Raw genomic sequence first — 21,076 nt, 5'->3', positions numbered from 1 at the left:
GTGTGGTTAGCGGACGATCTGTGTTCCGGCGCTGGCGGATTGTTGCGCGTCGGGCCGCAGTTTTACTTTCAGGTCCTCGGTCATGAACTGCGTGCCGGCTGTGACGACGAGGTCGCCCGGTGCGAGGCCCTCCGCGACCCGCACCTGATCGCCGGTGAAGTCGGCGAGCCTGATGGCGCGGGCGTGAACCGTCGATGCGTCGCGATCGACGGTCCAGACGATGTCCTTGTCGTCCTTTCGGGCGAGCGCGCTTAAGGGAATGGAGATCAGGGTCTCTGACTTCGCTGCAGCCGCCTCGACCGTTGCGGTCATGCCGAGCAGGACGCGCCGGTCATCGGGCAGGCTGATACGCACCGAGAATGTCCGGGATTGCCGTTCGGCGCTGCCGGACACCTCCCGCACCCGACCCTCGAGGGTCAGCATGTCGTTGGACCAGAAGCGCGCTTGCACCTCCTTGCCCGGTTTGAACTCCGCAATATCGAGTTCCGGTACGGCGACCTCGATCTCCTTCTCGCCGTCGATTGCAACCGTCACGACCGGTGTGCCGGTGCCGACGACCTGGCCGATATCGGCATTGACGGCGGTGATGATGCCGGGCTGGTCGGAGAGTAGCCTCGTGTAGGTCACCTGGTTTCTTGCCTGGCTCAGGGCGGAAGCGGCGGCATCGCGCGTGGAGACGGCCTGATCATAGGCGAGGCTTGCCTGATCGAGCTCGGCCCTTGAGGAGAATTTCCGCGCAAAAAGCTGCTCGGCCCGCGTTTTCGTGAGCGCAACCGTCTGAACCTGCTTGTCGGCGGCGAGAAGGTTGGCTTCGGCGCTCTTGACCGAGAGCTCGTAATCGGTCGGATCAAGACGGGCGAGAACGTCGCCCGGCTCTACGCGGTCGCCGATGTCGACGAGCCGCTCGGTGATCTTGCCGCCGACGCGGAAGCCGAGATTCATCTCAGTGCGTGCCTTGACCGCTCCGGCATAAACGAGCCGTCGCGTTTCGCCCGTGCCGGCAATCTCGACCACCTTGACCGGCCGGATGATTTCCTTCGTCTCGGCCTTCTCCTCCGAGCAGCCGGCGAGTAGGGCGGCAAGAGCGGCCACACCTAATAGGCGGCCAGCAAAGGGCTGTTTGAAGACGCTTGTGAAGGACATCGTTTGTGTTCCTGGTACGCTGCCGCAGCGGCGGCATTTTCGTTAATACTTCAAGGCCTTGATCGCGAATTCGATCAACGCGTCCGAGGTTGGGCGGTTTTCCTTCGCAAGACATTGCGCCACCATCTGCGGGTGGCAGAGCGTCAAGAGAGAGGCAGTGAAGCAGCGAGCGGCGGTCTCGGGATCCTGATTGGCGAACTCGCCCGCGCTGATGCCCTCTCGGATGATGCCGGCGATGAGCCCGTCAATGCGATCGATGTGCTTCTCGATCACGTGCCACTCTCGCTCGATCGCAACGACGACCATCTCATGGACCTTCTGCTCGTCGAGCATGGTTTCGACGGTGAGCCTGTGCTGCCCATGCGCGTAGCGGCGCAGGCGCTCGGCGGCACTCAGGGGAAGGCGGGAAATCTCCAGCGCTTGCTCATAGCTCGCGGCCAGCATGCGCGCGCATAGCGCCTGATGGATTTCGGTCTTGGAGGAGAAGAAGCGATAGATATTCGCCGGCGACATGTCGAGCTCGCGAGCGATATCGGCCACATTCGTCTTGCTGTAGCCGTAATGGCGAAAGAGCCGCTCGGCGGCATCGAGAATCCGCGCGATGTTCTCCTGCCGGCTTGCTTCGATACTGTCTGATGTCTGCGGCATTGCTGGGGGCTTCTGATGAGTGACGATTTTTGGATTTCGTCACTCATAATCCGATAACCGCGATGTGTCAACGTCCCGCAAACTTGCCGGAGTTCACCCAGCGATTGTATCTGGCTGCCTGAGCGCGGTGCGCCTGGGGTTCTGTCGTCGAGGGGGATGAATACGGGGCCGACGAAGCGACCAACGCATGGCACCAGTCGAAACACCAGTCGAAAAATCGACGCCGACCGCCGTCATGACCCTTGCGGCTGCGAAACATTTCGACTCATGAATGTGCTAAGTATCCCGTCGTTCATGAAAAGAATGGTTCTGCCCGGAAAGGAGTGAGCCGAGATATTTTGACATAGATCAATTCTATTGGTGACGAACGGAGTTAAGTTTATTTTCCTTTCTTTCCCGAAAATGATTGTTACTATTCCAACAGTTGCATGGGGAGATGCAGCATGTCGGAGTTGTCTTCCGGTGGACCGGCGACGCCGCTCCGCTCCGAACGGCGTAAGGAGCTTTTAACCTTTTTCGTGCTCGCCTTTGGCATATGGCCATTGGTTGCAGTCGGCGTCGTGGGCGGTTACGGCTTTATCGTGTGGATGCTGCAGCTTGTCTTCGGGCCTCCCGGCCCGCCGACGGGGCATTGAGGTGGCCGTGGCAGGCGCGAGCAACATCTCCAGACGGGGCGTGCTTCTCGGGAGGGGCTCCAAAGTGGCGCGCATCTGTCCCCCGGGCGCAACGATCGAGACACTCGCCGCATGCACGGGTTGCGGCGCATGCGTCGATGCCTGTCCCACGAATATCGTTCGTCTCGACGGCGGCTGGCCGTCGCTCGTTTTTGCGCATGGGGAGTGCCTATTCTGCGGCGATTGCCTGCGCGCTTGCCCGGAGCCTGTCTTCCAGGCAACGAACATCCGCCGTTTTCCGCACATGGCCGCGATCGGCGCTTCTTGCCTGACGCGAAACGGCGTTGCCTGCCAGTCATGTCACGATGCGTGTCCGCAGCAGGCGATCCGTTTCCGCCCCCGCATGGGCGGGCCATTCCTGCCCGAAGTCGATGATGATCTTTGCAGCGGTTGCGGTGCCTGCATAGGCCTCTGTCCGGTCGGGGCGATCCGGGCCGGCGAGCGCAGGAAGGAGGGCGCCCATGCCTGATGCGAAAGCGCAATGTCACATCTCCAGTGCCGTCATCGCCGCCGTTCCGGCGAAGTTGGACGGCGTTCTCGCGGCGCTTGCGCAGATGGAGACAGTGGAGGTCTACGGCCATCAGGGCGGGAAGATCGTGGTGGTGATCGAAGGCACGAGTTCCGGCATGCTCGGCGAATGCCTGTCGCGGATTTCCGGTCTCGACGGCGTCGTCGCCGCCAGCATGGTGTTTGAGCATGTCGATGCGGGTCACGGATAGGCGCGAATTTCGCACCGACCACGCTCGAACTTGAAGAGGAGGCACGCAGACATGAGCGGCGAACTGACGCGGCGTGACATTCTGAAGGCGCATGCTGCCGGCATTGCCGCCGCGGCTGCCGGCATTGCGCTGCCGGTCTCCGCGCAGCCGGTTCCGGGCGGAGTCGAGGCACTCGAAATCAAGTGGTCCAAGGCTCCTTGCCGTTTTTGCGGCACCGGCTGCGGCGTCATGGTGGGCGTGAAAGAAGGCCAGGTCGTCGCCACCCACGGAGATATGCAGGCGGAGGTCAATCGCGGCCTCAACTGCATAAAGGGCTATTTCCTGTCGAAGATCATGTATGGCGCTGACCGGCTGAAGACGCCGCTCTTACGCAAGCAGAACGGCCGTTTCAGCAAGGACGGCGAGTTCGAGCCGGTCAGCTGGGATGAGGCCTTCGACGTGATGGCCGAGCAATGCAAGCGGGTGCTGAAAGAGAAGGGGCCGACGTCCGTCGGCATGTTCGGCTCGGGGCAATGGACGGTCTTTGAAGGTTACGCCGCGACGAAGCTGATGCGCGCGGGATTCCGCTCCAACAACCTCGATCCGAATGCACGACACTGCATGGCGTCGGCAGCCTATGCCTTCATGCGTGCCTTCGGCATGGACGAGCCGATGGGCTGCTACGACGATTTCGAGCATGCGGATGCCTTCGTGCTCTGGGGCTCCAACATGGCGGAAATGCATCCGATCCTTTGGACGCGGCTTGCCGACCGTCGGTTGGGGCACCCGCATGTGCGGGTGGCGGTTCTCTCCACCTTCACTCACCGCAGCATGGATCTCGCCGACGTGCCGATCGTCTTCAAGCCGGGCACTGACCTCGCGATCCTGAATTATATCGCCAATCACATCATCACGACCGGTCGCGTGAACCGGGATTTCGTCGACAGGCACACGACCTTCATGCAAGGGGCCGCCGACATCGGCTATGGCCTCAGGTCCGACAATCCGATCGAGGTCAGAGCGGCGAATGCCAACGACCCCGCGAAGATGGAACCGATCGATTTCGAGGCATTCAAGATCTTCGTTTCGGAATACACGCTGGAAAAGACGGCGGAGATCACTGGAGTCGACCCGGGCTTCCTGGAGGAACTCGCCGAACTCTATGCCGATCCTGACCGCAAGGTGATGTCGCTCTGGACCATGGGCTTCAACCAGCATGTGCGCGGCGTCTGGGCCAACCACATGGTCTACAACATCCACCTGTTGACGGGGAAGATTTCCGAACCCGGCAACAGCCCGTTCTCCTTGACCGGCCAGCCCTCCGCTTGCGGCACCGCCCGCGAGGTCGGCACCTTCGCCCACCGGCTGCCGGCCGACATGACGGTGACCAATCCGGAGCACCGTAAACATGCCGAGGAGATCTGGCGCGTTCCCCACGGCATCATCCCGGAGGAGCCAGGATACCACGCCGTCGAGCAGGATCGGATGCTGAAGGACGGCAAGCTCAACTTCTATTGGGTGCAGGTCAACAACAATGTCCAGGCCGCGCCCAATACGAAGAACGAGACCTATCAGGGCTATCGCAACCCGGAAAACTTCATCGTCGTCTCGGACGCCTATCCGACGATCACGGCCATGAGCGCCGACCTCATTCTGCCGGCGGCCATGTGGGTTGAGAAGGAGGGAGCCTACGGCAATGCCGAACGCCGCACCCACGTCTGGCACCAACTCGTACATGCGCCGGGCGAGGCACGATCGGACCTGTGGCAGATTGCCGAGTTCTCGAAGCGCTTCACGACGGAGGAGGTCTGGCCGACCGAGATTCTGGAGGCCAATCCCTCCTATCGCGGCAAGACGCTCTTCGATGTTCTGTTCAAGAACGGCGCGGTCGATCGCTTTCCTTTGAGCGAAGTGAACCGAGACTATGCGAACAACGAGGCCGACGCCTTCGGCTTCTACATCCAGAAGGGTCTCTTCGAGGAGTATGCCTCTTTCGGGCGCGGCCATGGGCACGACCTGGCGCCTTACGACCGCTATCACGAGGTGCGCGGCCTGCGCTGGCCAGTAGTGAACGGCAAGGAGACGCTCTGGCGCTACCGCGAGGGCCTCGACCCCTACGTGAAGGCGGGCGAGGGCGTCAAATTCTACGGGCGTCCCGACGGCAAGGCCGTCATCCTTGCCGTGCCTTACGAGCCGCCGGCGGAGCCGCCGGACGAGGAGTATGATCTCTGGCTCGTCACCGGCCGCGTACTCGAGCACTGGCATTCGGGCTCGATGACCATGCGGGTGCCGGAACTCTATCGCGCCTTCCCGGGGGCGCGCTGCTTCATGAATGCCGATGATGCCAGGAAGCGCGGCATCAATCAGGGGGCGGAGGTCCGTGTTGTTTCGCGCCGTGGCGAAATACGCTCGCGCGTCGAAACGCGCGGCCGCAACCGGATGCCGCCGGGCGTGATCTTCGTGCCCTGGTTCGACGCCAGCCAGTTGATCAACAAAGTGACCCTCGACGCGACAGATCCCATCTCCAAACAGACGGATTTCAAGAAATGCGCGGTCAAGATCCTACCCGTCGCCTGATCCGGCGACCAGAATTCGTGGCCGTCCTTGCGGGGCTCGCTCTATTTGCCGCGACGACGGCAGTTGGCCAGGTCGTGGAGAAGATGGTTCCCGAGCTTCAGGGGCCGACGCCGCCGATCGCCACGGGCACGGCCGCGCCCTTGCCGAAATGGGTGGTCGACGACAAGCGCAAGATGCGCGCCTATCCCGACCAGCCGCCGGTAATCCCACATTCGATCGAGGGTTATCAGCTCTCCGTCAACACCAACCGCTGCCTTTCCTGTCACAAGCGGGAATTCACGCAAGATTCCGGCGCACCGATGATCAGCGTCACGCACTATATGACGCGTGAGGGACAGATGCTCGCGGACGTTTCTCCGCGGCGCTATTTCTGCACCGCCTGTCATGTGCCGCAGGCCGACGTCCAGCCGCTCGTCGGCAACACCTTCAGGGACATGAGCGAAATGGGTATCAAGAAGGCGGGGAGCGAGTGACGAGATGGGCCCAATCCGCAAACTCGTCCTCTGGGCGTGGCGTCTTGTCAGCACGCCCGCGGCAACGCTGAGCCTCGGCTTCCTGACCCTCGGTGGCTTTGTCGGAGGGGTGATGTTCTGGGGCGCCTTCAACACGGCGCTCGAACTTACCAATACCGAGACGTTCTGCACCTCGTGCCATGAGATGCGCGACAATGTCTATGAGGAGCTGACGCGGACCATTCACTTCTCCAACCGTTCCGGCGTCAGGGCTTCCTGCCCGGACTGTCACGTGCCGCATGAATGGACGGACAAGATCGCCCGCAAGATGCAGGCGTCGAAGGAGGTCTGGGGCAAGATCTTCGGCACGATCAATACGCGACCGAAGTTCCTGGAAAAGCGGCTGGAACTTGCCCAACACGAATGGGCACGCTTGAAGGCGAACGACAGCTTGGAATGCCGGAACTGCCACTCCTCCGTTGCCATGGACCTGCAGAAGCAGACGCAGCGCGCCGCCGAGATCCACACGCGCTATCTTCTCGCCGGCCGCGCGACCTGTATCGACTGTCACAAGGGCATTGCCCACGAGCTGCCGAACATGCAGGGCATTGATCCCGGCTGGAAGATGCCGCCCGAACTGGAGGGCGAAGTCCTGCCTTCGGCTTCGGCGATCGACGACCTCCGCCGGGCAGTAGACAATGCTCACGCCGCTCTCTTCTGAGGCCACAGCCGAGTTGGCGGCGCGTACACCCGGCACACGGCTCAGAGCACGAAATAGCCCTTCTGCAACGTGACGGCGTCGTCCAGGTGGATGGCGAAGTCGGCCTTCTTGTCGCCGTTCACGTCGCCGTAGATATAGGTATCCGAGCTCGTCTTAACGTAACTGAGCTCGCCCTTCTTGCCTTTGAAAGCGGCCGTACCGACGAAAGTGAACGCCTGATCGCCAGATGTGGACGTGTTTGCGTCGATCGCGGACAAATCGATCCTGTCGCCCTCGGAAGGGAGGAAATCGTAGATCGTATCGCGGCCCGTGGAGGCAACGGTGCTGTCGTTTATCGATCTGAACACGAAGGTGTCGGCCTCAGTCCCGCCGGTAAGCTTATCCGCTCCGGTTCCGCCATAAAGCCGGTCGTTGCCTGCATCGCCTCGAAGCGTGTCATTGCCGCTGCCGCCGGTCAGTTGATCAGATCCACTACCGCCATAGACGAGGTCGTTTCCAGCGTCGCCATAGAGGAGATCATTGCCGCTGCCGCCAGACAGCCTGTCATGGCCGCTTCCGCCGTAGAGCCTGTCATTGCCGCTCTCGCCGTAGAGCTTGTCGTTGCCGCCATTGCCCCACAGCCTGTTCGCTGCCTGATTGCCGATGATCGAGTCGGCGGCCGAGCCGGCCTTGACATTCTCGATCAGCGAGCGGGTGTCGCCGCGATAGAGCAGCGCGTTGAAGATGTTCCCTGCCGCGTATCCGCTGTTGGGACCACCGCCGAGATAGGCGAGTTGGTCGGCGCTGAATGTCGATGCCTTCCCCGGGCGCAGATCGACCTTGAGTCCGGTCTTGTAGCCAGTGAGGTCGAAGGTGTCGTTGCCTCCGCCGTCCCAGATGGTGGCGAAGATGCGGTTGGCCCCCGGAGAGATGCCCACCTCCCCGTTGACCAGGGTTACGCCGCTGCCGGGCGTCCATTTGTAGACCGTGTTGCCGCTGTTGGTCGTAAAATCGGCGCCGTACATTTCCTGCAGCCCGGCGATATCGGCCATCATGAAGGTCTGCGGCGCGCCGTAGCGCTCGTAATGGTAACCCGTGCCGGCGCCGACATAGCCGCGATAAGTCATGATCGAATATTCGATCGAATCGTATTGCTTGGGCAGCGCTTTGAACGCGCCTTCCGTCTCGTGACCGTGTTTCAATCCGAGTGCATGGCCGATTTCGTGGAGCAGCGTGTGCCAGGCGTAATTGCCGGCGACGGGCTTGCGATAGTCGTAAATGGTGCCGGCATAGGCGGTGCCAAACCAGACGTCGCCGGCGTCCGTATAGGTGTCCGGCATGTAAGCCCAGGCGGTCTCCGGCATGCGGGACTGGGCAAGGCGAATTGTCGCGCTGCTCGCGTTTCCGGCGCTGAACGTGGCGTTGGTAAACCCCTCGACGGAAAAGCCGTCATTGGCGGCCGTGCCGTAGGATTGCTCCAAGGCGAAAAGTGCGGCGTTCTTCTGTGCCGTCGATATGGCGCTGAAACCGTAATCCGGCTCGCCGCCATAGGCGTAGCTGCTGGCGGAGGTGGGAAACGCATAGGTGATGGTGCCGCTCCACGCCGAACCAGAAAGCACGCCGTTGATCATGCTATTGCTGGTCACGCTGACGGTCTTGACTGTTTTACCGGTACCACTCATGCGAAATTCCCGATTGCGATGCGCGAGCACATTGCTCCACGATCAAATAGACAGATCGTATGGGGACGGTAGGCGCCGAATGCCTACGATTTCCATAACGGGTTCGTGAAGATTGGAGAGAATCGTGCCGTTCCCTAAGTTGCTTACGTTTTATGCCCTGATGATACTGGCAGCAATGTGTACGCCTGTTACAGCAGCCGGCGTCCCAAAGGCAATCGGAGTGAACATGCAGAAGCCTCCGGATCACGAAGCCGCCGTCAGGTCGGAGTTCGAGCGGGTGCGTGCGGAAAATACGGTGGAGGCTTACGAGCGCTTCATCCGCCGGCACCCGGACCACCCCTTGGTGGAAGAGGCCAGAAAGGCCTTGCTCCGGCTGCGCAAATAGCAGCGTCGCTAATGCATGTCGCCCAAAAAGTGTGAAGCGGTTTTGGGCCAACGACGTGCATGAAAACAAAGAACTAAAGCGCGTTGCACGAATACCATTAAACGCGACGCGCTTTAAAAGCCTCTACCATCGTTGGGGAAGATGGAATCGGACGTTTCCCTGCCGGTGTCATCGAAGAGTTGCACGTGGAGTAGGTGTCCGGGAATCATGTTACTTCGCGCGCTGCAGCATTCCGAACAGGTCGCGTGGATCGTCCGGATCGGCGATCATGTCGAGGTTCTGGTAGAAATCCGTGCCGGACAGCCGCTCGCGCACATAGCGCAGCGCCGAAAAGTCCTCGATCGCGAAGCCGACGCTGTCGAACAGCGTGATCTGCTTTGCGTCACGCCGGCCCGGCGCCGCGCCGGTGACGACCTTCCAGAGCTCCACCACCGGAAAGTCCGGTGCCATCTGCTGGATCTCTCCCTCGATGCGGGTCTGCGGCGGATATTCGACGAAGACGTCCGAGCGCTTGAGGATGTCGCGGTGGAGCTCCGTTTTGCCGGGACAGTCGCCGCCGATCGCGTTGATGTGGACGCCGGCGCCGACCATGTTGTCGGTGAGGATCGTTGCGAACTGCTTGTCGGCCGTGCAGGTGGTGATGATCTCCGCCCCCTCGATAGCCTCTTGCGCCGAGCGACAGGCGACGACCTTGAGGTCGAAGCCAGCCAGATTTTGAACGGTTTTCTCGGTCGCCCGGGGGTCGATGTCGTAGAGGCGAACTGTATCGATGCCGCAGACGGCCTTCATCGCCAGCGCCTGGAATTCAGCCTGGGCGCCGTTTCCGATCATCGTCATGGTGCGCGCGCTCTTCGGCGCCAGATGCCGTGCGGCCATCGCCGAGGTCGCGGCCGTCCGGAGCGCCGTCAGCAGCGTCATTTCCGTGAGCAGTACCGGATAGCCGGTCGAAACCTCGGCAAGCAGCCCGAAAGCCGTCACGGTCTGCAGTCCGTCGACAGTGTTCTTGGGATGGCCGTTCACATATTTGAAGCTGTAGACGCTGCCATCCGAGGTCGGCATCAGCTCGATCACGCCGTCGCGTGAATGGCTGGCGACGCGCGGCGTCTTGTCGAAGCTCTCCCAGCGGCGAAAGTCGGCCTCGATGGCGTCCGCGAGTTCCGCCAGAACGGTCTCGACGCCCAGGTGATGAACGAGACGCATCATGTTCTCGACGCTGACGAACGGCACCATTGCCTTCGCGGACGGGAGCGGTGAGAGCATCGATGTTCCTCCTGCATGAGATCGGCATCCAAGAGCGTAACGATTGGCGCTGCTGGTCGAAAGCGCAAAGCTGTGCTATTTTCGCCATAGAATCGAGCAGTTTGTTCAGGATGATTGTACAATATTGTCAAAATGAATTCGAGAGACACGACCATTGCAAAATATACGCCGGATGATCTGGATCGCCGTATCATTGCCCACCTTCGTGCAGACGGTCGAGCGTCGCTCTCCAGGCTTTCGGATGCACTCGGCGTTGCCCGCGGCACCGTGCAGAACCGGTTGGACCGCTTGATCGAAACCGGGACGCTCCTGGGCTTCACGGTGCGTGTCAGGGAGGATTACGATGTCAATACCGTGCATGCGATCATGATGATCGAGGTCATTGGGAAATCGACGACGCAGGTCATTCGCAAGCTACGCGGGATCCCCGAGATCTATTCACTGCACACGACGAACGGAAATTGGGATCTCGTCGCCAATATTCGCGCGGCCAACCTTTCCGAATTCGATCGGATCCTCCGCGAAGTGCGGATGATAGACGGCGTCGCCAACAGCGAGACCAGCCTTCTGCTGAGCAGCGTGTGATGCGCGCCAGCCATCGGCAGGCATGGAGGTGATTGAAACCGCCGCGCGTCCCTCTTAGTTTCTGCGGCCATCAAAAGGTGTTTGTGAGGGATTTGCGTGAAGACGGGCCATCGATTGTGTGTGTTGCTGGTCTGTCTTGTGCTAGCGCCCGCGGCCGCGCTCGGCGAATGGCAGGCGGTCGAGAAGGTTCAAACCTATCATATTGCCGGCCTGTCCGGCCCCGAGCTCTATGCGTCGATCGGCGAGCGGGGGCCGAAGGTCGGTGGGCTCTCGCGCGCCATTGCGCTTACGAGCTTCAAGCTCACCTGGACCCGGAAGTATGAGGCTCAAGGCGATGCTTGCGTGCTGGTTTCGGCGGTGCCGAGACTTGCCATTACCTACACGCTGCCCGAGCCGGCCAAGCCGTTGCCGGTCGGGACGAAGGAGCGCTGGCAGGTGTTCATCTCCGGCGTGTATCGCCATGAGCTGGTGCATGGCGAGTACATCAAGGAGATGGTGCGGAAAATCGAGGCGACCACGGTCGGCCTTACCGTCCCGGCGGACCCGAAATGCCACAAGATCAAGGCCGAGATGACGAAGCGGCTGGGCACGCTTTCCAACGCCCAAAGACTGCAAAGCCGGCAGTTCGACCGGGCTGAGCTCAGCAACGGCGGCAATGTGCACCAGCTCATTCTGCAACTGGTCAATGGCGGCTAAACGGAGCCCGCAATTAGGGTCAGGCCCTATTAAATTCGTCCATTCTGCGTGGCGGATTGGACGTGCGTCAAACACCGAAATGTCACCGGGCACTCGCGAGCTGTCGAGCAATTTCTCCGGTTGAATTGACGCATCGGCAACACTGCGCTCCAAAAATCTCCCCCTAGGCCGGTTCGCCTCTGAAATGTCTCAATACGCCCGAACGGTGCGCCCGTCTTCGCAGGCAAGGCCCTCCATGCGGCGCGCGGTCGCGGCACTTCGCCTGGAGCGGGTCCGTTCCGTTCTGCCTGCGACGATGCGATAAGGAGAAAATAAATGAAGTCGAATCTTGCCATCGCAGTTTTCACCGTCTCGCTGACCTTTGTAGCCGTGTTCGCCCATGCGGCGGACCTTGCGCCCTATCGGGAACCGGCGCCGCCGGTGATCCAGGATGCGCAGAACGGCGTCAAGATCGGTTATCTCGAGTGCGATATCGGCGGCGGCGCTGGATATGTGCTCGGCTCTTCCAAGGAAATCGAGTGCGCCTTTCGCTCGCTCGGCGGCGCTGAGATCGAGGACCGCTATACCGGGGAGATCCGCAAGCTTGGTATCGATGTTGGCTTTACCATGCGCAGTCGTCTCCTCTGGGCCGTGTTCGCACCGACGGCCGGCTATCATCACGGCTCGCTGAGCGGCCTTTACAAGGGTGCAACCGCCGAGGCCACGATCGGCGCTGGCGTCGGTGCCAACGTGCTTGTCGGCGGCACTGCGGGATCGATCCACTTGCAAACGGTGAGCGTGACCGGCCAGCTCGGCCTTAATGTCGCTGCCGCCGGCACGTCGATGACGCTCAACTCCGTCGACTGAGGGCGCTCTTCGAATTTCCAGGACGAAGCCCGAAAAGGACCGCTTTCCTGCGCGCGTCGCCCTCGCAGGGAACCAAAGTTGGTCGAGCCGGTTGAAGAGGCGTGAGAAAGGAGAATAGATCATGAAGAGAATTGCTCTGATCTGTGCCGCCCTGCTTCTGCCGGCATCGGTAGTCGCCCAGACGACGGTCGTGCTGCCCGACCCAGTCAGGACTTATGTGCTCGAGCAGCAGACCCCGTCCGTCACCATCGAGGGCGAGATCGTCGCCGGACAGCCGCTACCCGAGACCGTGGAGATCCACACGATTCCGGACCAACCGGACTACGCCTATGCGATCGTCAATGATCAGCGCGTTATCGTGAAACCCGCGGACCGAACCGTCGTTCAGATCCTTCAGTAGTCGGCACGTGTTCGGCTTGTGAGAGTTGGCCGGTTCGGTCGGTGCACAGCGACATGTCGCCGACAGGGTAGAACCCAGCGGAGCGCGTCGCAAGCCCTGGCGGGCGGCGCGCTTTAAACGCGCTGGGCTCGCGAAATTAAAGGATTTGGGAGGCGAATATGGAGAAGCTCGAGTTCCGACTGGCGGCCCATCGGGAGATCCTGGTCGCCGTCCTTTCGGGTCTGTCACGCCATGAAGACCTGTGGGCGGAAATCAGCCGCACCATCGATGAGGCCCGGATCGTTCAGGATCACGAGGAGGATCCGGGGGTGGTCCCGTCAGAGGCCTTTGCCAGGCAGAACGCGATGACCGCGGAGATAACATCCATTCTCCGCGATGCAGCGCTGCGTGCCAAGCTCGATCCGGAGGCGGCGCAGGAGCGTTGACGCCGGTGCATTGGTCGGTCAGGCGCCGCTGTCGGAACGATTGCGTCCGACGGCCGGCTGCTGGTAGCGCCGCGCCATCGCGGCCTGCACTTCCACCTGGAAGCCTATAATCTCGCGGCGGATCTCTTCATCTCTCAGTCCAAGTGCCGAAAGCCGCTCGGCGAGCTTGCGGCACTCCGTTCTCCAGTAATAGACGGCGGCATCGCCATGGACACGGTCGAGTTCCCGCGCACAGCGATTGACGTCGCCCGCCCGAGCCGCCAAGGGAAATGCGAGGATTTCTCCACCTTTGCGCCCCATCATCCGTTCGTCCAAGTTTCTTGCCATCGAATCACTCCGCATTCGCCTGAATGTCCCGTCTATCGGCAAGATGGTTAATGATTCCTTCGTCCGGCCCGACCGTGCCGCATGCTGGGCAGGCCGCTGAAGCCCCGACTGGGGCTTGTCCTCCACGAGGATTTGCATGTGGCTACCGGAACAAATCGTAGCCAGAGAGGTTTGATGGCCGGAACGCGCAGATATAGTTCCCTCTCCGCAAGCCCTACGGAAACTGCGCGCTCCGGCTTTACTGGTACAGGATAGGCTCCGCCCACCGGGCGGAGCCGCTTTGCGTCTTGGGCCGGACCACCGTCAATGGCTGCTGATGGAGATATGCGCCTCTTCGGCGGCCTTGATGAACGCCTTTCGGGCCTTCTCCGTCCTCACCTTGCCATCCAGCGCCTGAATGCACGTCCGCTTCGCAGCCGCAAAGGCGCGTCCATCCTTCTGAGGCCAACGCAGCAGCAGAAGTTCCACGGCTTCCCGCGTGCTTTTTCACGGAGCGGTGTCCGCCCGATTCTCCAAGTTCCAACTCGACGGTTTTATCCCACCAGAAACAGTGCATGACGCTTCCTCACAGCATCTACTATCGAAAGCCACACCTATCGGCCCCGTTTTGGTTCCCGCGGGCCGCGCAGGCCTGCATGTTTGTCGGTAAGTGGCGTCCGCATCCTCTTGACGCGGCGCAAAGCCTTGCTAATTAAAGGGTCGCTCCCGCTCTCAGGCATCAGATCGCGGGATGAACATTGGTGCCGGGCCCCTCTGGCGAGAGTTTACGGCGCTCTCGTGATGTCGGTACCGCCAGCAAATCAGGCCGGCGGAATAGCTACCATGAAAATCAATCCCATGCTCGACGCATGTGCCCTTTCGGCTATGCGTTTTTTTCCCGCAACCAATCTCCCTTCTGCCTACGCAACTGCATATGCAGGGGAGGTTCGCCATGATTGACGCTCATTCGAACAAGGGTGCGCTCGACTATTTCCGGTGGGCCTTCATCTTCACGGCCATCGGTCTTCTCCTCGGCGCCTGGGTCGGGTGGCAATCGACCGGTACCATCAGCGGCACGGCAACAGTCTTCTTCATTTGCTCCGTGCTCGCCGTTCTCGAAATCTCCTTGTCTTTCGACAACGCAATCGTCAACGCCAACAAGCTCAAGGACATGAGGCCGGAATGGCAGCACCGGTTCCTGACTTGGGGCATCATTATCGCCGTTTTCGGCATGCGCATCGTCTTCCCGCTGTTGATCGTCGTCATCGCGGCGAATATCGGCCCGGTCGAGGCGATCATTCTCGCCTCAGTGCGGCCCGAGGAATATGCCCGCATCATGCACGAGGCGCATCTGCCGATCGCGGCTTTTGGCGGCACGTTCCTCATGATGGTTGGGCTCAGCTACTTCTTCAATCAGGAGAAGGATGTGCACTGGATAGCGTGGATCGAGCGGAAGATGGCGCGATTTGCGACGGTGAAAGGGATCGAGATCGCCTTCGTGCTCAGCTTGATTCTCGGCTTTTCAGCCCTGCTCGAGGGTGAAGAGGCGAATGTCTTCGTACATGCCGGGGTCTACGGTCTGTTGACATTCCTCCTGGTGGAGGTCGTCGGCGGTCTGCTCGACGCGTCGCAGCAGACCATGAGCGCTGCGGCCAAGGGCGGATTCGGCGCCTTCCTCTATCTGGAGGTGCTTGATGCCAGCTTCTCCTTCGACGGCGTGATCGGCGCCTTCGCCTTGACGCAGAACCTCTTCATCATCGCCATTGGACTCGGCATCGGTGCGATGTATGTCCGCTCCATGACGATCATGCTTGTGGACAAGGGAACATTGAGCGCTTACCGCTATCTGGAACATGGGGCATTCTACGCGATCCTCATCCTCTCGGTGGTGATGTATTGCCAGACTTTGGTGCACATTCCGGAGGTCATTACCGGCCTCGGCGGGGCCGGACTTATCGGCCTCTCGCTCTGGTCGTCGATCCGCTACAACCGGCGGCACGCGCAAGCGCATGCCGATCTGGAGGCGGAAAATGTGAAGCAGGGCGCTCACGAGCGACTCCACGCAGGGGTCTGAGCACTGCCGCCATTGCAGGTAGATACAGGGCCCGGCGAAATCTCCGGGCCCTTTTTCTTGTGGTTGGCGCTCTGTTGATCTGCGTCAATGCCGTTGAGACTGGTGCGAATAGCCTGAAGTGGGGTTCAACGGAGGCTTTCATGTTTCGCAACATCCTTATCCCCACCGACGGATCGCCGCTCGCCACGCTTGCCGTGGACGCCGGCATTGCATTCGCCAAGGAGATCGGCGCCAAGATCACGGTGTTCACGGTGATCGAGCCGTTTCACCTCGTCTCGATCGACGCGGAGCAACTGGCCAAAACGCGAGAGCAATATGAGGCGCTCTCCGATGTACATGCCGCCGAGATCCTTTCCGCTACGCGCGCCAAAGCCGAGACGGCTGGCGTTCCCTGTAGGACCGATCAGACGCGAACCCATGACATCTATCGTGCCATCATCGGGAAGGCAGAGGAGATCGATGCCGATCTCATCGTGATGTCTTCGCATGGCCGCGGCGGTTTCGGCGCGCTGGTCATCGGCAGTGTTGCCGCCAAGGTGCTGACGCATTCGACCATTCCCGTGCTTGTCTACCGTCAGAAGTAGTGACGGATCGCGATAGCGGCCGCGGCCAGGTTTCCCTCGTGCTCGAATCGGTGACGCGGTTCGGCGCCGCGAAGCCGCGTCGCGCTGCGAACATGACTTTCCCGAGGCCGCCGCCGGAAAAGTGCCAAAGTTTCGCGCGATGGCGATCCTTCCTTGGCCCGAATGTTGATACTCCCTTCGACCAGCAGCCATGAAACCACGCGGAGGAACGCCCTTGGATGCGAGCCGAAACGACCTAGCATTGATTGAAGTCATGCGTCGCTATTTCAAGGCGAAAGACGAGGCGAACGCATTGAAGTCGAGGCTGGAAGCCGCCCGGAACGAGAGCGGCGACGAGATCGGTCGGTTCTACGATCTCCGTAGCAACGCCTTGCACGCGCAAGACATTCTCACCTGGCACCGGCTCCGCAAGGAGATGGAAAAGCTGATGAGCCATGCTGCTCTATGGGCAAGAGGCGGCAACATCGAGGGTTGCGATGCCGCCCAGGAGGAAGAAGCGTCTGGTACGGCCCACTTGCTCGGCATACATGCCGTAGCCGAGTGAATTGCGCTGCGGCGGGGCGGCATTATCGACCCAAGACGGCGCGAAGATCTTCGACTACCGGCAGCGCAGCGATGACCGTCAGCGGCGCGGCAAGGAAAAGTGCCGCGGCCATGCCGCATGCGCTGAAGAATATTGCACCGCAAACACCGCCTGTAAGAAAGAGGCCGATCAGCGACGTCAGCAGCCTCAGCTTTTGACGGTCGGCTCGCACGGGTGCTCGGTCCCCTCCGGGCGTGCTGCCATTCCAATAGAGGAGCTTGCCGAGTTCGATGCCCGCGTCGGTGACGAGACCGGTCACATGGGTCGTTCGGATTCGGGCGCCCGAAAGCTTTGTGATGATGGCATTCTGCAGGCCCATGATGAAGCACAGCAACGCAATGGTCACCGAGACGATGACGTCTTCCTGCGAATCGACAAAGGGGCCGATCGTTGCAAATCCGATGAGCAGGAGCGCCTCGACCATCAGGGGCAGTGCGTATTCCGCCTGCAGTTCCAAGCGCCGTCCCCAATTGATGAGAATCGCGGAGGTAGCCGCGCCGGCGACAAATGATGCCAGTGCCACAAGCCCGGCTGCGACAAGCGCCAATTTGCCGAGCACGATATTGTCGGCTATCGCCGAAACAACGCCCGACATGTGTGAGGTGTATTGTTGCACGGCCATGAAGCCGCCGGCATTGGCGGCGCCAGCGACGAAAGTGAGATAGAAGGCGAGATGCCGGTCTGTCGTTGCGTTGCGCTCTTTTGCAGTGAGATTCCTCAGATATTGCCTCATCGGTCGCCGATCTCGTGTAGATGATTTCAGTAGTGCAAGCAGAAGATGCAGCTTTTCTGCTATAGTTAAATCGACCATGTCCGCCGCCGGACTTTTCGGCATGTCGGTAACAACTTGGCAACTCCGTACGGAGAAGCTGCAGAGGCCGGCAGGAAGCCGCGGGTTCGGCGGTCAAGGTAAAGGATGGTGGTCAACCGGGAGCCTTTCCATAAACCGCTGGCTTCAGGTAGACAACTCCAGGCCCATTGGCAGCAGCCGGCATAGTCAACGAGACCAAGCATGAGCGAACACAGCAGAACTTTGAAACGTGTCTGTCGGAATCGACTGGAAAGGTCCGCATCGTTCACCGACCGCGTCGACAGGGAGAATGCAGCCAGTGCCTGAGCCCGGTTCGAACGGCAGGAACATCGATCCCGCCTCCGCCCTTGGCGACTGCCGAACGGCCTTCATCGGCGTCGGCGTCGCCAGTGCGCTCGTCAATATCCTCTATCTGACCGGCTCGTTCTTCATGCTCGAAGTCTATGATCGGGTTTTGCCGAGCCGAAGCATTCCCACGCTGGTCGCGCTGAGCCTCCTCGCCTTGCTGCTTTATGGCTTTCAGGGCGTCTTCGAACTGATCCGCGGGCGCATGCTGGTGCGCATTGCCGGAGCGCTCGACGAAAGCCTCAGCGCTCGCATCTACCGGGCGCTCGTCAAGGCGCCGCTGAAGCTTCGGATGCAAGGGGACGGCCTCCAGGCGCTCCGCGACTTCGAACAGGTCCGCTCTTTTCTCTCGAGTGCCGGGCCAGCGGCGCTGTTCGACCTGCCGTGGCTGCCCTTCTATGTCGCGATCTGCTTTCTGTTCCACCCGGTGATCGGCTATGTCGCGATCGGCGGCGGCCTCATCCTGACGGTTCTGACCTATCTCACCAATCGTAATACGCAGGCGCCTTCCAGGAAGGCATCCGAAGCGGCAGGCCTGCGCAACGCCTTTGCCCAGGCCTCGCAGCGCAATGCCGAAGTCGTCCAGGTCATGGGCATGACCGGCCGGCTGACGAGCCTCTGGGAGGAACGCAATTCGGAGTTCCGTGACCAGAACAGGCGCACCTCCGATATCGGCAACGGTTACGGCGCGCTCTCGAAAGTTTTCCGCATGGCGCTGCAATCCGGAGTGCTGGCGGCGGGCGCAATACTCGTCATCGAGGGCGAGGCCTCGCCCGGCATCATTATCGCAGGCTCAATCCTGACCGCCCGGGCGCTCGCTCCGGTGGAACTTGCGATCGGCAATTGGCGCGGCCTCGTCTCGGCGCGCCAAAGCTGGCAGCGACTGAAGGACCTGCTGGGCGCACTGCCGGAAACGGAGGCGCCACTGGCACTGCCCGCTCCTCGGGAACGCTTGAGCGTGGAGGCATTGGCGAGCGGTCCGCCGGCGGCACAACGCCTGATCTTCACCGATGTCGGTTTCACCGTGCATGCCGGCAGTGCGCTTGGCGTCATCGGCCCGAGCGGTTCCGGAAAATCGTCGCTGGCACGGGCCCTGATCGGCGTCTGGCCCGCCTATCGCGGCTCCGTTCGCCTCGACGGGGCGGCACTCGACCAGTGGGACACCGACGCGCTCGGCAGGCACATCGGGTACCTGCCGCAGGACGTCGAGCTCTTCGCTGGAACCGTGGCGCAGAACATCTGCCGGTTCGCCGCGGATGCGCCGCCCGAAGCGATCGTCGCTGCCGCCCAAGCCGCGCGCGTGAACGACCTAATCCTTCGGCTCCCGAATGGCTACGACACCGAAATCGGTGAGGGCGGTGTAGCTCTTTCCGCCGGCCAGCGTCAACGCGTCGCACTTGCGAGAGCCCTCTATGGCGATCCCTTCCTCGTGGTGCTCGACGAGCCGAACTCTAACCTTGACGCGCAAGGGGAGCAGGCCTTGAGCGAGGCGATCATGAACGTGCGCGCGCGGGGCGGCATCGTCGTCGTCATCGCCCACAGGCCGAGCGCCCTTGCCAGCACCGATCTCGTTTTGATGATGCACGAGGGGCGCATGCAGGCTTTTGGTCCGAAGGACGAGGTGTTGAGCAAGGTGCTTCGGCCACAACCCGTGGCGTCATCGCGGTTCACGGTCGCGACGGAGGGCCAGGAGGCGGCACAATGAGCAAACGTAAGGAACAGATGAGTGCGCAGCGCTCGCTCGGGCGGCACCTGGTCGGAGTCTCCGTCCTCGCGCTCGCGCTCGTCGCCGGCGTCGGCGGCTGGGCTGCGACGACGGAACTTTCGAGCGCGATCGTCGCCGGTGGCGTTGTCGTGGTCGACGACAATGTCAAGAAGGTCCAGCATCTGACGGGTGGCATCGTCGGCGAACTCAAGGTCAAGGAGGGCGACCGCGTCGAAGCCGGACAGGTGCTGATCCGCCTCGACGGGACTACTGTTCGCGCCAACCTGGCAATCGTCGAAGGCACGCTGGCGCAGCTTTATGCGCGTCGCGCGCGGCTTCAGGCCGAGCGCATCGGCGTGCCGGACTTTGAAATCGACGCGGATCTCGAGAGTTTCATTTCCGGTGCGGCGGCGGCAAAACTCGTGGACGGCGAGAGGAGGCTCTTCGCAAGCCGCCGCTCGGCGCTCACCGGGATGAAGAGCCAGCTTGCCTCGAGAAAGGCGCAGCTTGCCGACGAGATCGAAGGACTGACCGTCCAACTGAAGGCGATCGAGGATGCACTGAGGCTCATCGATGAGGAACTGACGGGCGTCGATTCCCTCTACGGCCAGGGGCTGGTGCCGATGCAGCGCGTGACTACCCTGAAGCGGCAGCGGGCGGAACTCGAGGGCGACCGCGGTCGCCACATCGCAGGGCGCGCACAGGCGCGAGGAAAATCGAGCGAAATCGACTTGCAGATACTTCAACTCGACGAAGACCGGCGCACCGAGATTTCCAAGGAACTGACGGACGTCGAGGCGAAGATCGCCGAATATGAGGAGCGCCGCACGGCCGCGACCGACCAATTGCGGCGGCTCGATATCACCGCACCGCTCTCCGGCCGGGTCTACCAACTGGCCATTCATACTGTGAACGGCGTGATTAATCCCGGCGAGACGCTGATGCTCGTCGTGCCGGAGGCGGACGACCTCACAGTGGAGGCGCGCATCGCACCGAACGACATCGACCAGGTCCAGGTCGGCCAACCGGTCGAAATCCGATTCAGCGCCTTTAATCTACGAACGACGCCTGAAGTCGAGGCCGAGGTCGTGACCGTGGCGCCGGATCTCGTGACGGACGAGCGTAGCGGCGCCAGCTACTATCCGTTGCGCATCCGTCCGAAGCCTGAAAGCCTGGCCAGGCTGGCCGGACTGTCTCTTTATCCGGGCATGCCTGCGGAGGTGTTCATCAAGATCGCCGACCGCACGGTCATCTCCTACCTGACGAAGCCGCTGACGGACCAAATGCGGCACGCATTCCGCGAGGACTGAAAGGCCTCACTGCCGACGGTTATCTCAATTGTAATTGCCTCACGGCGAGGCGACCCCGCCGGCGCGCAGCTTTGTTGGTGCCGCCTCGCGAGTTTCTGATCGTTTAATGCCGAAAGGCACTTTCGTGATTGGACTTCGCGGCCGGTTGGAGTCACGCTGAGTAGGCCTATGAGGCTGAAAAGGGGGA

General features: G+C 61.4%; 23 protein-coding genes and 1 pseudogene. 17 read left to right on the top strand and 7 right to left on the bottom strand.

Going from position 1 to position 21,076, the window contains the following annotated elements:
- Nucleotides 1-6: 6 nt before the first annotated feature.
- The gene (locus AC4P1R_RS20540; protein ID WP_492178563.1) at nt 7-1,143 is read right to left on the bottom strand and encodes an efflux RND transporter periplasmic adaptor subunit; all 1,137 of its coding nucleotides are present in this window, start codon (nt 1,141-1,143) and stop codon (nt 7-9) included.
- A gap of 42 nt (nt 1,144-1,185) precedes the next feature.
- Nucleotides 1,186-1,791 (bottom strand): TetR/AcrR family transcriptional regulator, encoded by a 606-nt coding sequence (locus AC4P1R_RS20535; RefSeq protein WP_069456894.1) that lies wholly within the window; start codon nt 1,789-1,791, stop codon nt 1,186-1,188.
- A gap of 443 nt (nt 1,792-2,234) precedes the next feature.
- On the opposite strand from AC4P1R_RS20535, the gene napE reads away from it, so the two are divergent.
- From napE to AC4P1R_RS20505, 6 genes are read left to right on the top strand one after another with little or no spacing between them, the layout of a single operon-like run.
- Nucleotides 2,235-2,426 carry a periplasmic nitrate reductase, NapE protein gene (napE, locus tag AC4P1R_RS20530; RefSeq protein ID WP_151613817.1) on the top strand — a complete coding sequence of 64 codons (192 nt, stop codon included), beginning with the start codon at nt 2,235-2,237 and terminating at the stop codon, nt 2,424-2,426.
- A 7-nt stretch (nt 2,427-2,433) separates the two neighbouring features.
- The gene (napF, locus tag AC4P1R_RS20525) at nt 2,434-2,934 is read left to right on the top strand and encodes a ferredoxin-type protein NapF (RefSeq protein ID WP_492178561.1); all 501 of its coding nucleotides are present in this window, start codon (nt 2,434-2,436) and stop codon (nt 2,932-2,934) included.
- Nucleotides 2,927-3,184, top strand: coding sequence for a chaperone NapD (locus tag AC4P1R_RS20520; RefSeq protein WP_151613815.1), 258 nt, complete (start codon nt 2,927-2,929; stop codon nt 3,182-3,184). The genes napF and AC4P1R_RS20520 overlap by 8 nt, the downstream gene beginning before the upstream one ends.
- Nucleotides 3,185-3,235: 51 nt before the next feature.
- Nucleotides 3,236-5,740, top strand: coding sequence for a periplasmic nitrate reductase subunit alpha (gene napA, locus AC4P1R_RS20515; RefSeq protein ID WP_492178559.1), 2,505 nt, complete (start codon nt 3,236-3,238; stop codon nt 5,738-5,740).
- Complete coding sequence (locus AC4P1R_RS20510; RefSeq protein WP_151613813.1) at nt 5,710-6,213, top strand: nitrate reductase cytochrome c-type subunit; 504 nt, start codon at nt 5,710-5,712, stop codon at nt 6,211-6,213. Before napA ends, AC4P1R_RS20510 begins: the two co-directional genes overlap by 31 nt.
- 4 nt (nt 6,214-6,217) lie before the next feature.
- Nucleotides 6,218-6,913, top strand: a complete 696-nt coding sequence (locus AC4P1R_RS20505; RefSeq protein WP_069456890.1) for a NapC/NirT family cytochrome c — start codon at nt 6,218-6,220, stop codon at nt 6,911-6,913.
- 41 nt (nt 6,914-6,954) lie between these two features.
- On the opposite strand, the gene AC4P1R_RS20500 is transcribed toward AC4P1R_RS20505, so the two are convergent.
- A complete protein-coding gene (locus AC4P1R_RS20500) occupies nt 6,955-8,574 on the bottom strand; it encodes a M10 family metallopeptidase C-terminal domain-containing protein (protein ID WP_492178557.1) in 1,620 nt (539 codons plus the stop codon).
- A gap of 226 nt (nt 8,575-8,800) precedes the next feature.
- Here AC4P1R_RS20500 and AC4P1R_RS20495 point away from each other — a divergent pair, with 226 nt between their 5' ends.
- The gene (locus AC4P1R_RS20495; protein ID WP_106407740.1) at nt 8,801-8,959 is read left to right on the top strand and encodes a hypothetical protein; all 159 of its coding nucleotides are present in this window, start codon (nt 8,801-8,803) and stop codon (nt 8,957-8,959) included.
- 210 nt (nt 8,960-9,169) lie between these two features.
- Here AC4P1R_RS20495 and ocd read toward each other — a convergent pair whose 3' ends face one another.
- On the bottom strand, nt 9,170-10,219 hold the full coding sequence (ocd, locus tag AC4P1R_RS20490) for an ornithine cyclodeaminase (RefSeq protein ID WP_151613810.1): 1,050 nt from the start codon (nt 10,217-10,219) through the stop codon (nt 9,170-9,172).
- A 132-nt stretch (nt 10,220-10,351) separates the two neighbouring features.
- Here ocd and AC4P1R_RS20485 point away from each other — a divergent pair, with 132 nt between their 5' ends.
- From AC4P1R_RS20485 to AC4P1R_RS20465, 5 genes are all read left to right on the top strand, one after another.
- On the top strand, nt 10,352-10,804 hold the full coding sequence (locus AC4P1R_RS20485; protein WP_151613809.1) for an Lrp/AsnC family transcriptional regulator: 453 nt from the start codon (nt 10,352-10,354) through the stop codon (nt 10,802-10,804).
- A 96-nt stretch (nt 10,805-10,900) separates the two neighbouring features.
- The gene (locus tag AC4P1R_RS20480) at nt 10,901-11,500 is read left to right on the top strand and encodes a DUF922 domain-containing Zn-dependent protease (protein WP_151613808.1); all 600 of its coding nucleotides are present in this window, start codon (nt 10,901-10,903) and stop codon (nt 11,498-11,500) included.
- Between the two features lie 315 nt (nt 11,501-11,815).
- Nucleotides 11,816-12,346 carry a DUF992 domain-containing protein gene (locus tag AC4P1R_RS20475; RefSeq protein ID WP_492178555.1) on the top strand — a complete coding sequence of 177 codons (531 nt, stop codon included), beginning with the start codon at nt 11,816-11,818 and terminating at the stop codon, nt 12,344-12,346.
- A 121-nt stretch (nt 12,347-12,467) separates the two neighbouring features.
- Complete coding sequence (locus AC4P1R_RS20470; protein WP_069456882.1) at nt 12,468-12,746, top strand: DUF1236 domain-containing protein; 279 nt, start codon at nt 12,468-12,470, stop codon at nt 12,744-12,746.
- A gap of 158 nt (nt 12,747-12,904) precedes the next feature.
- Entirely contained in the window at nt 12,905-13,171 is a 267-nt protein-coding gene (locus AC4P1R_RS20465; RefSeq protein ID WP_492178554.1) for a hypothetical protein, read from the top strand.
- Nucleotides 13,172-13,189: 18 nt separating this feature from the next.
- Here the strand turns inward: AC4P1R_RS20465 and AC4P1R_RS20460 are convergent, their stop codons facing one another.
- Both AC4P1R_RS20460 and AC4P1R_RS20455 read right to left on the bottom strand, forming a co-directional pair.
- The gene (locus AC4P1R_RS20460) at nt 13,190-13,498 is read right to left on the bottom strand and encodes a DUF6074 family protein (RefSeq protein ID WP_492178553.1); all 309 of its coding nucleotides are present in this window, start codon (nt 13,496-13,498) and stop codon (nt 13,190-13,192) included.
- Between the two features lie 303 nt (nt 13,499-13,801).
- A pseudogene (locus AC4P1R_RS20455) lies at nt 13,802-14,054 on the bottom strand (DUF982 domain-containing protein).
- A gap of 375 nt (nt 14,055-14,429) precedes the next feature.
- On the opposite strand from AC4P1R_RS20455, the gene AC4P1R_RS20450 reads away from it, so the two are divergent.
- The 3 genes from AC4P1R_RS20450 (at nt 14,430) to AC4P1R_RS20440 (ending at nt 16,679) form a co-directional block, all read left to right on the top strand.
- Nucleotides 14,430-15,551 (top strand): DUF475 domain-containing protein, encoded by a 1,122-nt coding sequence (locus AC4P1R_RS20450; RefSeq protein ID WP_151613806.1) that lies wholly within the window; start codon nt 14,430-14,432, stop codon nt 15,549-15,551.
- Between the two features lie 140 nt (nt 15,552-15,691).
- Nucleotides 15,692-16,135 (top strand): universal stress protein, encoded by a 444-nt coding sequence (locus tag AC4P1R_RS20445; RefSeq protein ID WP_492178552.1) that lies wholly within the window; start codon nt 15,692-15,694, stop codon nt 16,133-16,135.
- Nucleotides 16,136-16,349: 214 nt separating this feature from the next.
- Complete coding sequence (locus AC4P1R_RS20440; protein WP_492178550.1) at nt 16,350-16,679, top strand: hypothetical protein; 330 nt, start codon at nt 16,350-16,352, stop codon at nt 16,677-16,679.
- A gap of 22 nt (nt 16,680-16,701) precedes the next feature.
- On the opposite strand, the gene AC4P1R_RS20435 is transcribed toward AC4P1R_RS20440, so the two are convergent.
- On the bottom strand, nt 16,702-17,451 hold the full coding sequence (locus tag AC4P1R_RS20435; RefSeq protein WP_492178549.1) for a YoaK family protein: 750 nt from the start codon (nt 17,449-17,451) through the stop codon (nt 16,702-16,704).
- Nucleotides 17,452-17,818: 367 nt separating this feature from the next.
- Here AC4P1R_RS20435 and AC4P1R_RS20430 point away from each other — a divergent pair, with 367 nt between their 5' ends.
- Together AC4P1R_RS20430 and AC4P1R_RS20425 are read left to right on the top strand one after the other, a co-directional pair.
- A complete protein-coding gene (locus AC4P1R_RS20430) occupies nt 17,819-19,579 on the top strand; it encodes a type I secretion system permease/ATPase (protein WP_492178548.1) in 1,761 nt (586 codons plus the stop codon).
- The gene (locus tag AC4P1R_RS20425; protein ID WP_492178547.1) at nt 19,576-20,889 is read left to right on the top strand and encodes an HlyD family type I secretion periplasmic adaptor subunit; all 1,314 of its coding nucleotides are present in this window, start codon (nt 19,576-19,578) and stop codon (nt 20,887-20,889) included. The genes AC4P1R_RS20430 and AC4P1R_RS20425 overlap by 4 nt, the downstream gene beginning before the upstream one ends.
- Nucleotides 20,890-21,076: the final 187 nt, after the last annotated feature.

The organism is Sinorhizobium sp. Y406, assembly GCF_058732025.1.
The sequence above is the reverse complement of the archived record's forward strand: the minus strand, read 5'-3'. Positions and strand labels throughout refer to the sequence as shown.

Coding starts and splice junctions, on each gene's coding strand:
- AC4P1R_RS20475 (WP_492178555.1), top strand. CDS start 11,816: ATGAAGTCGAATCTTGCCATCGCAGTTTTCACCGTCTCGCTGACCTTT.
- AC4P1R_RS20495 (WP_106407740.1), top strand. CDS start 8,801: ATGCAGAAGCCTCCGGATCACGAAGCCGCCGTCAGGTCGGAGTTCGAG.
- AC4P1R_RS20470 (WP_069456882.1), top strand. CDS start 12,468: ATGAAGAGAATTGCTCTGATCTGTGCCGCCCTGCTTCTGCCGGCATCG.
- napA (WP_492178559.1), top strand. CDS start 3,236: ATGAGCGGCGAACTGACGCGGCGTGACATTCTGAAGGCGCATGCTGCC.
- ocd (WP_151613810.1), bottom strand. CDS start 10,219: ATGCTCTCACCGCTCCCGTCCGCGAAGGCAATGGTGCCGTTCGTCAGC.
- AC4P1R_RS20435 (WP_492178549.1), bottom strand. CDS start 17,451: ATGAGGCAATATCTGAGGAATCTCACTGCAAAAGAGCGCAACGCAACG.
- AC4P1R_RS20505 (WP_069456890.1), top strand. CDS start 6,218: ATGGGCCCAATCCGCAAACTCGTCCTCTGGGCGTGGCGTCTTGTCAGC.
- napE (WP_151613817.1), top strand. CDS start 2,235: ATGTCGGAGTTGTCTTCCGGTGGACCGGCGACGCCGCTCCGCTCCGAA.
- AC4P1R_RS20445 (WP_492178552.1), top strand. CDS start 15,692: ATGTTTCGCAACATCCTTATCCCCACCGACGGATCGCCGCTCGCCACG.
- AC4P1R_RS20535 (WP_069456894.1), bottom strand. CDS start 1,791: ATGCCGCAGACATCAGACAGTATCGAAGCAAGCCGGCAGGAGAACATC.
- AC4P1R_RS20430 (WP_492178548.1), top strand. CDS start 17,819: ATGCAGCCAGTGCCTGAGCCCGGTTCGAACGGCAGGAACATCGATCCC.
- AC4P1R_RS20510 (WP_151613813.1), top strand. CDS start 5,710: ATGCGCGGTCAAGATCCTACCCGTCGCCTGATCCGGCGACCAGAATTC.
- AC4P1R_RS20460 (WP_492178553.1), bottom strand. CDS start 13,498: ATGGCAAGAAACTTGGACGAACGGATGATGGGGCGCAAAGGTGGAGAA.
- AC4P1R_RS20465 (WP_492178554.1), top strand. CDS start 12,905: ATGGAGAAGCTCGAGTTCCGACTGGCGGCCCATCGGGAGATCCTGGTC.
- AC4P1R_RS20485 (WP_151613809.1), top strand. CDS start 10,352: ATGAATTCGAGAGACACGACCATTGCAAAATATACGCCGGATGATCTG.
- AC4P1R_RS20500 (WP_492178557.1), bottom strand. CDS start 8,574: ATGAGTGGTACCGGTAAAACAGTCAAGACCGTCAGCGTGACCAGCAAT.
- AC4P1R_RS20450 (WP_151613806.1), top strand. CDS start 14,430: ATGATTGACGCTCATTCGAACAAGGGTGCGCTCGACTATTTCCGGTGG.
- AC4P1R_RS20425 (WP_492178547.1), top strand. CDS start 19,576: ATGAGCAAACGTAAGGAACAGATGAGTGCGCAGCGCTCGCTCGGGCGG.
- AC4P1R_RS20520 (WP_151613815.1), top strand. CDS start 2,927: ATGCCTGATGCGAAAGCGCAATGTCACATCTCCAGTGCCGTCATCGCC.
- AC4P1R_RS20540 (WP_492178563.1), bottom strand. CDS start 1,143: ATGTCCTTCACAAGCGTCTTCAAACAGCCCTTTGCTGGCCGCCTATTA.